This is a genomic window from Polaromonas sp. P3_B1, assembly GCF_056402935.1.
Window position 1 is genome coordinate 38,088 of the sequence record NZ_JBFUGK010000046.1, and the last position, 8,895, is coordinate 46,982.

At 61.7% G+C, this 8,895-nt stretch carries 9 protein-coding genes; all 9 read left to right on the forward strand.

Features of this window, described 5'->3' with window-relative positions:
* The first annotated feature begins 566 nt into the window (after positions 1 to 566).
* The 9 genes from lepA (at position 567) to nagZ (ending at position 8,762) form a co-directional block, all read left to right on the forward strand.
* Positions 567 to 2,378 carry a translation elongation factor 4 gene (lepA, locus tag AC1DXS_RS21810; RefSeq protein ID WP_477739550.1) on the forward strand — a complete coding sequence of 604 codons (1,812 nt, stop codon included), beginning with the start codon at positions 567 to 569 and terminating at the stop codon, positions 2,376 to 2,378.
* A complete protein-coding gene (gene lepB, locus AC1DXS_RS21815; protein WP_477739551.1) occupies positions 2,378 to 3,364 on the forward strand; it encodes a signal peptidase I in 987 nt (328 codons plus the stop codon). The genes lepA and lepB overlap by 1 nt, the downstream gene beginning before the upstream one ends.
* A gap of 55 nt (positions 3,365 to 3,419) precedes the next feature.
* A complete protein-coding gene (locus AC1DXS_RS21820) occupies positions 3,420 to 3,761 on the forward strand; it encodes a DUF4845 domain-containing protein (RefSeq protein WP_477739552.1) in 342 nt (113 codons plus the stop codon).
* Positions 3,762 to 4,463: a ribonuclease III gene (gene rnc / locus AC1DXS_RS21825; RefSeq protein WP_477739553.1), complete on the forward strand. Its 702-nt coding sequence runs from the start codon at positions 3,762 to 3,764 to the stop codon at positions 4,461 to 4,463.
* A 46-nt stretch (positions 4,464 to 4,509) separates the two neighbouring features.
* A complete protein-coding gene (gene era / locus AC1DXS_RS21830) occupies positions 4,510 to 5,577 on the forward strand; it encodes a GTPase Era (RefSeq protein ID WP_477739554.1) in 1,068 nt (355 codons plus the stop codon).
* A 133-nt stretch (positions 5,578 to 5,710) separates the two neighbouring features.
* Positions 5,711 to 6,463, forward strand: a complete 753-nt coding sequence (gene recO, locus AC1DXS_RS21835) for a DNA repair protein RecO (protein WP_477739558.1) — start codon at positions 5,711 to 5,713, stop codon at positions 6,461 to 6,463.
* A 12-nt stretch (positions 6,464 to 6,475) separates the two neighbouring features.
* Entirely contained in the window at positions 6,476 to 7,282 is an 807-nt protein-coding gene (locus AC1DXS_RS21840; RefSeq protein ID WP_477739555.1) for a pyridoxine 5'-phosphate synthase, read from the forward strand.
* Positions 7,279 to 7,674 carry a holo-ACP synthase gene (gene acpS / locus AC1DXS_RS21845; RefSeq protein ID WP_477739556.1) on the forward strand — a complete coding sequence of 132 codons (396 nt, stop codon included), beginning with the start codon at positions 7,279 to 7,281 and terminating at the stop codon, positions 7,672 to 7,674. The genes AC1DXS_RS21840 and acpS overlap by 4 nt, the downstream gene beginning before the upstream one ends.
* A gap of 29 nt (positions 7,675 to 7,703) precedes the next feature.
* Positions 7,704 to 8,762, forward strand: a complete 1,059-nt coding sequence (gene nagZ, locus AC1DXS_RS21850; protein WP_477739557.1) for a beta-N-acetylhexosaminidase — start codon at positions 7,704 to 7,706, stop codon at positions 8,760 to 8,762.
* Positions 8,763 to 8,895 lie beyond the last annotated feature (133 nt).

Below are 8,895 nucleotides of genomic sequence, written 5' to 3' on the forward strand. Positions count from 1 at the left end.
GGAGTTGCATCCGCGCTCGCGTGAGGATGTCGCCCGTCACCCAGGAGCACCCCGAAGGCCCCCATACCCTGCTGGGCTTTATGGGTTTAGCCCCCTGCGAGGCTCTTTTTGATTCCCTCAAAAATATATTTTTTCGAGGCCCGATACTTGCTTTTTGTTAGTGAATGCTCACAATAAAATTGCTCTCGGAGGCTTTTCGGTAGAATGCAGGTCTGCCTCTGTGCCTTTTGGATATATCGGCCGCGTCAAAATCCGGCTTTCCATCGCGTTTTTGGGTAATACCCAGCGATCCACAGATCACCCACAAGTTGTCCAGAGACAAGCAGTTTAAAAATGTGAATAAGTTGTGTATAAGATTCCTGTTGCTAGCCTGCAACGACAAAAATATGGCCATTTTGGGACTGTTCGGGTCTGGCTTTTTGCCTACAATGAAGTTCCAACTATCGCAGTTGCCATAGATTGTTGGTTCAGGGCGCGTCGCTAATCGACGCGCCCTTTTTTATGGCCCCTCGCGAATCGCACCCAATCTCTTCGCAATACTTTCAAGTACTTAGGCGTTCTCGTTGATGAATCACATCAGAAATTTTTCGATCATTGCGCACATTGATCACGGCAAATCCACCTTGGCCGATCGACTCATCCAGCGCTGCGGTGGTTTGCAGGACCGCGAGATGAGCGCGCAGGTTCTGGATTCGATGGACATCGAAAAAGAGCGTGGGATAACCATCAAGGCGCAGACCGCTGCGCTCAAATACAAGGCACTCAACGGCGAGGTTTACAACCTCAATCTGATCGACACGCCGGGCCACGTCGACTTCTCTTATGAAGTGAGCCGCTCGCTGTCCGCGTGCGAGGGCGCGCTGCTGGTGGTGGACGCAAGCCAGGGCGTGGAGGCACAGACCGTCGCCAACTGCTACACCGCGCTGGACCTCGGCGTGGAGGTCGTGCCGGTGCTCAACAAGATGGACTTGCCGCAGGCCGACCCCGAAAACGCCAAGCAGGAAATCGAGGAAGTGATCGGCATCGACGCGACCGACGCGATTCCCTGCAGCGCCAAGACCGGCATGGGCATCGACGAAATCCTGGAAGCCATCGTCGCCCGGATTCCCTCGCCCAAGGGCAACCCGGACGGCCCGCTGCGCGCCATGATCATCGACAGCTGGTACGACGCCTATGTGGGCGTGGTCATGCTGGTGCGGGTGGTCGACGGCCGGCTCGCCAGGGGCGACCGCATCAAGCTGATGGCCAGCGAGGCGATGTACAACGCCGAGCAACTGGGTGTCTTCACCCCGCACACCGAACCGCGCCAATCGCTGGAGTCCGGAGAAGTGGGCTTTGTGATCGCCGGCATCAAGGAGCTGCAAGCCGCCCGCGTGGGCGACACCGTCACGCTGGTCAAGGCCGGCACCGGCGGCGCGGCCTTCACTGCGACCGAAGCGTTGCCCGGCTTCAAGGAAATCCAGCCTGCCGTTTTTGCCGGCCTCTATCCCTCTGAGGCCAGCGAGTACGAGTCCCTGCGGGACGCGCTGGAAAAGCTCAAGCTCAACGACGCCTCGCTGCACTATGAGCCCGAGGTCAGCGAAGCCCTGGGTTTCGGCTTTCGCTGCGGCTTCCTGGGCCTGCTGCACATGGAAATCGTCCAGGAGCGGCTGGAGCGGGAGTTCGACCAGGACCTGATCACGACGGCGCCCAGCGTCGTCTATGAGGTGCTCAAGTCCGACGGCGAGACCATCATGGTCGAGAACCCGTCCAAAATCCCGGACGCCGGGCGCGTCAACGAGATCCGCGAACCCATCGTGACCGTGCACCTGTATATGCCGCAGGACTACGTCGGCGCCGTCATGACGCTGGCCAACCAGAAGCGCGGCATCCAGCTGAACATGGCCTACCACGGCAAGCAGGTCATGCTGACCTACGAAATGCCGCTGGGCGAGATCGTGCTGGACTTCTTCGACAAGCTCAAGTCCGTCTCGCGCGGCTACGCGTCCATGGACTACGAGTTCAAGGAATTCCGGGCTTCCGACGTGGTGAAGGTCGATATCCTGCTCAACGGCGAGAAGGTGGACGCGCTGTCCATCATCGTCCACCGCAGCCAGTCGGCCTATCGCGGGCGGGCGGTGGTGGCCAAAATGCGCGAGATCATTTCGCGCCAGCAATTCGACGTCGCGATCCAGGCCGCGATCGGGGCCAACATTATTGCGCGTGAGACAATCAAGGCGCTTCGCAAAAACGTGATCGCCAAATGCTACGGCGGCGATATTTCACGCAAGCGCAAGCTCCTAGAGAAACAAAAAGCGGGTAAAAAACGCATGAAACAAATCGGTTCCGTTGAAGTACCCCAGGAGGCCTTCCTGGCCATTTTGCAGGTGGAAGACTGATGCGCGGCGCAATGAGCACGATCACGGCCGTGGTGCTGGCGGCCTTTGTGGGTTACGGCGCCGCCTGGTATTTCGGCGCCGTTGAAGGCAATTTCTCCCTGCTGCTGTTCCTGGCGTCGCTGGTCACCGGCATCTACTGGCTGGCTGAACGCTTCTATTTCCTGCCGCAGCGCTACAAGGCCGCCGCCGCGCTCGAGGAAAGCGCCGCCAGCCGCCAGGCCGAACTCGCCAAAATGGGCATCAACCAGGTCGACAACGTCAATCTGGGTGAGGCGCGTGCCCGGCTCATCATGCAGCCCTGGTGGCTGGACTGGACCGCCGGCCTCTTTCCAGTGATCGTGGTGGTCTTCCTGCTGCGCTCCTTCCTGTTTGAGCCCTTCAAGATCCCCTCGGGCTCGATGATCCCGACCCTGCTGATCAATGACCTGATCCTGGTCAACAAATTCCACTACGGCGTGCGCCTGCCCGTGCTGAACATCAAGGTCATCAACAACCAGAGTCCGCAGCGCGGCGACGTGATGGTGTTCCGCTACCCGCCCAAGCCCAGCCTGGACTACATCAAGCGTGTCGTCGGCGTGCCCGGGGATGAGGTGGCCTACATCAACAAAAAGCTGACCATCAACGGCAAGCCCCTGCCCAAGACCCCGCTGCCGGATTTCTTCGACGAGGACGTGCTGCGCTATGCCAAGCAGTTCGAAGAGGTCAACGGCACCAAAAAGTACCGCCTGCTGAATGACGACACACGGCGTGCCGGGCTGGACGAGCGTGAGGTCATGGACTTTCCTTTCAAGCAAAATTGCCGTTACAGTAGCGAGGGCATGGTCTGCAAGGTGCCGGAGGGGCAGTACTTCATGATGGGTGACAACCGCGATAATTCGCAGGACTCGCGCTATTGGGGTTTCGTTCCGGAGGCCAACATCGTGGGTAAGGCCTTTTTTGTCTGGATGAATTTTGGCAACCTCAAACGGATAGGCTCCTTCGAATAGGCTGTGCGCCTGAGCCCGGGATCCGATAGGTTTTCTAGTCAGAGCAGGAGAAAAAATGAAACATCAGCAACGCGGCATTTCCTTTATCGGCCTTCTTTTTTTCTGCGTCATCCTGGTCTGCGCCGGGATTGTGGCCGCCCAGGTTTTCCCGACACTGGTGGAGCTTCAGGCCATCACCAAGGCCGCCAACAAGGCCAGGGACGGCAACTCCGTCGCTGAAGTCCGGACCATTTTCGACAAGGCAGCCCAGATCGACGACATCAAATCGATCACCGGCAAAGACCTGGAAGTGACCAAGGACGGCGACAAAATAGTGGTGGCCTTCGCCTATAACAAGGAAATCCACTTGGCCGGCCCTGCCTTCTTGCTGCTCAAGTACAGCGGCAAATCCAAATAAGTGCGAGCCAGCGCCACCTCGAGCCCGGGCCTGCCGGCGCTGCAAAAGCGCCTGGAGCATGAGTTCTCCAATCCCAAGCTGCTGGTGCAGGCACTGACGCACCGCAGCTTTTCGTCCGACCACAACGAGCGCATCGAGTTTCTGGGTGACTCCGTCCTGAACCTGGCGGTCGCCGGCATGCTTTATGAGCAACTGAGCGAGCTGCCCGAAGGCGACCTGTCCCGCGTGCGCGCCAACCTGGTCAAGCAGGATACCCTGCACAAGCTGGCCGTAGGGCTGGGCCTGCCCGACATGGTGCGCCTGGGGGAGGGCGAGGCCAAGTCCGGCGGCCACAAGCGGCCCTCCATCCTGGCCGATGCGCTGGAGGCCGTGATAGGCGCGGTCTACCTTGACGCCGGTTTTGAAACCGCAGCCCGGCTGGTGCACCGTCTCTTCAAGGACGTCGAGATCAACCCGCAGATGCAGGCGATCGGCAAGGACCCCAAGACCGAATTGCAGGAGTGGCTGCAAGGGCGCAAAATGAACCTGCCCATCTACCGTGTGGTGGGCACCATGGGCGCCGCTCACAAGCAGACATTCGACGTCGAATGCGAAATCGCAGAGTTCGGGCGGGCCGAGCGCGGCATAGGCGGTTCGCGCCGTGCCGGAGAGCAGGCGGCCGCGGCTGCCATGCTGATGTTTGTCAAGACACTGGAATCCTGACTCCGCGCCTGCGGCCCCAAGGGCCCCAGGCCAACACACCAAGATTATGAGTACAGGTAAAAAAGAAGCCAAGAAACCGGCTGCTGCCGCAGCAGCGCCCGCTACCAAGCCCAAGGCGCGGCCGACCAAAGCACTGGAGGCTGCCCAGCCGCCCGACGCGCTCGAAGCCATGCTGGCGCAGGCCCTGTCCTCGCGCGGCGCGGCGGTGCCGGCCGTCGGCACGCCACCCGCCGGCGAGCAGCGCTGCGGCCTGATCGCCATCGTCGGCAAGCCCAATGTGGGCAAGTCCACTTTGCTCAATGCTCTGGTCGGCCAGAAAATCAGCATCACCTCACGCAAGGCCCAGACCACGCGCCACCGCATCACCGGCATGCGCACGGTCAAGGCGACACAGTATGTGTTCGTGGATACCCCGGGCTTCCAGACCCGGCACGGCAACGCGCTGAACCGCTCGCTGAACCGAACCGTGGTTGGTGCCGTCAACGACGTGGACTTGATTGTCTTTGTCGTTGAGGCGGGCCAGTTCAACCAGGCCGATGCCAAGGTGCTGGCCCTGCTGCCTGAAAAGACCCCGGCGATCCTGCTGGCCAACAAGTTCGACCTGATACACCGGCGGGCCGAGATCGCCCCATGGCTCAAGGAGATGCAGGAGCGGCACAATTTCGCCGAGTTCGTTCCCATGTCGGCCAACAATGCCAAGGACATCGAGCGCCTGTTCGGTATTTGCGAAAAGTACCTGCCGGTCCAGCCGTGGATGTACGGTGCCGATGAACTGACAGACCGCAGCGACCGCTTCATGGCCGCCGAGATCATCCGCGAAAAGCTGTTCCGCCTCACCGGCGACGAACTGCCCTACACCTCCACCGTCATCATCGACCAGTACGAGGAAGAGGGCACCCTGCGCAAGATTGCCGCCACCATCGTGGTCGAGCGCGACGGCCACAAGGGCATGATCATTGGCGAGAAGGGCGAAAAACTCAAACGCATAGGCACCGAGGCCCGGCACGAGCTTGAGACCCTCACGGGCGGCAAGGTGTTCCTGGAGATCTGGGTCAAGGTCCGCTCCGGCTGGGCCGACGATGAAGCCAGGGTCAAGACCTTCGGCTACGAATAATGTGGCCCCCACGGTCGCTCACTTCGTGTAGCTTCCTGCCCCCCGAGGGGGCTGCTGCGCCTGCGGCCCGGCAAAGCCGGTTCCGCGGCCCCTGCTGGTGGATAGCTTCCTTTGACCTCTGCTTGATGGCCTAATCATGGCCGCTAGACGCATCGGCGATGAGCCGGCCTACGTTCTCCACCGCTACGACTGGAGCGAGTCCAGCCTGATCCTGGAGGTGTTTACCCGCAAGTACGGGCGGGTGGCGCTGGTGGCTCGAGGGGCGAAGAAGCCTAGCTCCAGTTTCCGGCCGATTTTGCTGCCCCTGCAGCCGCTGCATATTGCCTTCGGCGGTGACGCTGAAATCCGCACCCTCAAGAGTGCAGAATGGCAGGGCGGGCATGTCATGCCGACCGGCGATGCCTTGCTGTCGGGCTATTACCTCAATGAACTCCTGATGCGCCTCATGGCCCGGGACGACCCGCATCCCGTGCTGTTTGACGCCTACGCGGCTACGGTGCAGTTGCTTGCCGCGCAGAGCGCCGAGACCCTGCAGCTGGCCTTGCGGGCGTTCGAGCTGCGGCTGCTGCGCGACATCGGCCTGCTTCCCCTGCTGGATGCCGAAACCGCCACGCTGGCACCGCTGGACCCGGACACCCGCTATGTGCTGGTGCCGGAAGCGGGCCTCAGGCAGGCGCATGACGACGACCGCGCCAGCCTGCCCGGGGGGCAATGGCAGGCGATACAGCAGGCTTTGGGCGACGACTCCCTGTTTTCCGATACCGTGCGGGCCTGTATCCCCGGCTTCAATGAGCTTAAAACCCAGTTGCGCGGCCTGCTGCACTACCATTGCGGCGTGAAGGTCCTGAAAACGCGGCAAATGATGATGGACCTGCAAGCTTTTTAACGAGCCACCGCCATGAAAATCCTTTCGCCCGTTCCCGTCGTGTCCCATGCGCACGACAAGACCGCACTGTCGGTCAATGTCAACAAGGTCGCCTTGCTGCGCAATTCCCGCCACCTGGACATTCCCAGCGTGCTGCGCGCCGCCGAGCTGTGCCTGGAGGCTGGCGCCCAGGGGATCACGGTCCACCCGCGGCCCGACGAGCGCCACATCCGCCCCGACGACGTCTTTGAGTTGGCTGCGCTGATGAAAGACTGGCCAGACCGCGAATTCAACATCGAAGGCAACCCCTTCCAGAACCTCATGGGTTTTGTGCACGATCTCGCCGCCCGGGGCCTGCCACTGCACCAGTGCACCTTTGTGCCCGACAGCGAAGACCAGTTCACCAGCGACCACGGCTGGAGCTTTCCCGAGGACGCCGAGCGCCTGCGGCCTTTGATCCAGCAGGCGCACGACCGCCGCGTGCGCGTCAGCCTCTTTATGGACCCGGTGCCGGAAGCCATGGCGGCGGCCAAAGCCGTTGGCGCCGACCGCGTTGAGTTCTATACCGAGACCTACGCCCGCGCTTGGGCGACCCCTGAAAAAGCACAAGTCCTAGCCCGCTTCACCGCGGCCGGGAAGGCCGCAGCCGCCGCCGGCCTGGGCATCAACGCCGGCCACGACCTGAACCGCGACAACCTCACGGAGTTTGTGCGCGAAGTGCCGGGCGTGCTGGAAGTCTCCATCGGCCACGCCCTGATCGCCGACGCGCTGGAACTGGGTTACGCCGCCACCGTCCGGAGCTATCTGGCCAGCATAGACCGGGCGTTTGTTTCTGCATGATTTACGGTATTGGTACCGACATCTGCGACGTGCGCCGCATTCGCGCCAGCCTTGACAAGCACGGCGAGCGCTTCGCCAAAAAAATCCTGGCCGATGGGGAGCTGGCCACCTGGAAGGCCCGCAGCGCGCGCTGGCCCGACCGTGGCGTCAGCTACCTGGCCACGCGCTTTTCCGCCAAGGAAGCCTTTAGCAAGGCCATCGGCATGGGCATGCGTATGCCCATGACCTGGCGCTCCTGTGAAATCGCCAAAGCCGCCAGCGGCAAACCTGAGATCGTGCTGCATGGTGCGCTCAAAGCCTGGTTTGAGGCCCGCCAGCTCACCGCCCACGTTACCGTGACCGACGAGACCGATTACGCCGCCAGTTTCTGCGTGGTGGAAAAGCTCGCCTGACCCATCAACCGTACAGCCCGGATTTCCTCATGACCCAGCACGCCCCTCTCATCATCGACATCGATGGCTTTTCGCTCACCAAGGCCGACCGCCGGCGCCTCAAGCATCCGCTCACTGGCGGCATCATCCTGTTTGCCCGCAACTGGAAAGACCGCCGGCAACTGTCCGACCTGTGCACCGAAATCAAGGATATTCGCGAAGATCTGCTGATCTGTGTCGATCACGAAGGCGGGCGTGTGCAGCGCTTCAAAACCGACGGCTTCACCCACCTGCCGCCCATGCGCGAGCTGGGCCTGCTGTGGATGAAAGACCAACTGGCCGCCACCAACGCCGCCACCGCCTGCGGCTATGTGCTCGGCGCCGAGCTGCGCGCCTGCGGCGTCGACTTCAGCTTTACGCCGGTGCTGGATCTGGACTACGGTGAGAGCGGCGTCATCGGTGACCGCGCCTTCGGCCGCGACCCCCGCGTCGTCACCTTGCTGGCCAAGAGCCTGATGCACGGTCTGCTGCAGGCCGGCGTCGCCAACTGCGGCAAGCACTTTCCCGGCCATGGTTTCGTCAAGGCTGATTCCCACACCGACATCCCTGTCGACAAGCGCAGCCTGAAAGCCATACTGGCGGACGACGCCGCGCCCTACGGCTGGCTCAACACTACGCTCAGCAGCGTGATGCCCGCCCATGTGATTTATCCCAAGGTCGATGCCCGGCCCGCCGGTTTCTCGAGCCAGTGGCTGAACTTCATCCTGCGCAGCCAGCTGGGCTTCGGCGGCGCGATCTTCAGCGACGACCTCAGCATGGCTGGTGCCCGCCTGATCGACGGCAAGGAAGTGAGCTACACCGAGGCCGCCGTCACGGCACTCAACGCCGGTTGCGACATGGTGCTGCTGTGCAACCAGTCCGTGGGCGAGGGCCAGCCTGTCGACGAACTGCTGGACGGCATGTCCGAAGCTTTGCTCAAAGGCCAATGGGAGGCCATGGAAGCCAGCGAGCTGCGGCGCCTGGCCTTGCTGCCGCAGGGCAGGGCGTTTGGATGGGATGAGTTGATGGTGCAGCCGGCGTATATGCATGCGGTGGGGTTGATTCCTTAAGCCGGGTCTTGCGCCGGTCTTGCGCGCTCTTCCTCCTCTTTCCTTTGCTGAGAGCGGCTGGCCGGGGTTGCCCGGCGGCAACTCACTTTCTTTTGCTTCGCCAAAAGAAAGTAAGCAAAGAAAAGGCGACCCT

Excerpts from the sequence above, each read along its gene's own strand:
- era (WP_477739554.1), top strand. The coding sequence starts at position 4,510 with ATGAGTACAGGTAAAAAAGAAGCCAAGAAACCGGCTGCTGCCGCAGCA.
- acpS (WP_477739556.1), top strand. The coding sequence starts at position 7,279 with ATGATTTACGGTATTGGTACCGACATCTGCGACGTGCGCCGCATTCGC.
- lepA (WP_477739550.1), top strand. The coding sequence starts at position 567 with ATGAATCACATCAGAAATTTTTCGATCATTGCGCACATTGATCACGGC.
- AC1DXS_RS21840 (WP_477739555.1), top strand. The coding sequence starts at position 6,476 with ATGAAAATCCTTTCGCCCGTTCCCGTCGTGTCCCATGCGCACGACAAG.
- lepB (WP_477739551.1), top strand. The coding sequence starts at position 2,378 with ATGCGCGGCGCAATGAGCACGATCACGGCCGTGGTGCTGGCGGCCTTT.
- nagZ (WP_477739557.1), top strand. The coding sequence starts at position 7,704 with ATGACCCAGCACGCCCCTCTCATCATCGACATCGATGGCTTTTCGCTC.
- AC1DXS_RS21820 (WP_477739552.1), top strand. The coding sequence starts at position 3,420 with ATGAAACATCAGCAACGCGGCATTTCCTTTATCGGCCTTCTTTTTTTC.